Source organism: Undibacterium sp. GrIS 1.8 (assembly GCF_040544445.1).
In the GTDB taxonomy this organism is placed as follows: domain Bacteria; phylum Pseudomonadota; class Gammaproteobacteria; order Burkholderiales; family Burkholderiaceae_D; genus Undibacterium.
Genome location: NZ_JBEONQ010000128.1, coordinates 1 through 1,467, shown reverse-complemented (window position 1 = coordinate 1,467; position 1,467 = coordinate 1). Strand labels below are relative to the sequence as shown.

Genomic DNA, 1,467 nt, shown 5'->3' with positions numbered 1-1,467 from the left:
GGTGGCATTGTAGAATCTACCGCCAGCGGACTAGATGCGTCAGCAGAATTTGCCACCAGCGGCAAGTTACCCAACATGGTCGCGCTAGCAAGCGCCTATGCACAACGCATGGTGATGAGCAAGATCGATAAAATCACCAAATTGATTCCAGGCGTAAAAGGAGAAATCAACGCCGTCAAAGCCGAGACCAATGCAGCGAAAGCAGAACTCAATGCAGAGAAGAATGCGGTCAAGAGTGAGCTAGCGGAAGGGAAGAAAGAGGCCAAGAAAGAGGCTAAGAAAAGTGACAAAAAGAATGATGCGTCGCCTCCCGGTGATGGGGTCAAGGTTATCAAGCAACAGGCTGGCCCGTGCGATCATTTACGTCAAGGTAGCGGAAAAGGTCCCTATCGAGGTGGCGCACATAGTAAGACAAGTAAACCTGTGAATGATGGCAAAGATTCGCATCATATGCCTGCGAAAGATGTCAGCCCACTAAATCCAAAAGATGGGCCAGCTATACAGATGGATCCCAAAGACCATGGTAAAACATCGAGTAATGGACAAATGCCTGGCTCAGTGGATTATCGGGAGGCAATAGGAAATTTGATTTCAGCAGGAAAGTGGCGAGATGCGATGGCTACAGAAATTCGTGACGTTAGACGCGTTGCTAAAGAAATTAACGATCCCAAAAAATACAATGAAGCTATGTCGGAGATGCTTGAGTTTTATAAATGCTTGGAAAAAAATAACCTTTTAAAGTGAAAAATCGTGGACGTAAAAACTGATTTTGAATTATTTCCCTACATTGGTGCGGGAGAATTGAGTTTCGATATGAAGCAAAAAAATGTTGAGACTTTACTGGGAGCTCCAGATAGCGTAAGTACTAATTTTTTAAAACAGCGCGTTGAATTTCGTTCATTCATGAATGCAGCTTATTCAGCGGATGAAGGGAGTCTTATCCATCTAGGATTTGGACGACAAATGGAAGGTGTTAAATATAAAGATATTTTTCTTTTTACCGAGCAAGAAGATGTCGTTCTTCAAAGGTTAATTCGCGAAGATCAGCAACCTTTTATTTATCTTGGTTTTATTGTTCTCCTGAATTTAGGAATTACGCTAACTGGATTTCACGATCAAGATACCTCACAGAAAGCAATTACGCTATTTTCTCGAGGAACTTGGGATAAACGGTTACCTAAATTAAAACCATTTAAAAGTTGACCTTAGAAGTTTAATTTAGACCAAGCAAACAAGAAAAACCGCCGCCGAAAAAAGTCTCATAGACAAAGCACTAGACGCTACTAAGTCCGGTGCTCAATACTACAAAAATACCGTATCAGACAGTCTGCACGGCTTTGCAGCAGACGCTATGGACAAAGGCGGCACCATAGCATTAACCGGAGGCGGCACCGCCGCTGTCGGTGGCGCAATGGTACTCACCGGGATAGGAGCCGCCCCAGGCGCCGTCATTGCAGCAGGTGGCGG

The 1,467-nt window shown here is 44.3% G+C and carries 2 protein-coding genes; both read left to right on the top strand.

The features are described 5' to 3' along the window. On the top strand, positions 1–744 hold a 744-nt coding region (locus AAKU64_RS22470), incomplete at its 5' end, for a hypothetical protein (RefSeq protein ID WP_354363095.1). 6 nt (positions 745–750) lie between these two features. Then, the gene (locus tag AAKU64_RS22465; protein WP_354335764.1) at positions 751–1,203 is read left to right on the top strand and encodes a hypothetical protein; all 453 of its coding nucleotides are present in this window, start codon (positions 751–753) and stop codon (positions 1,201–1,203) included. The last annotated feature ends 264 nt before the right edge of the window (positions 1,204–1,467 follow it).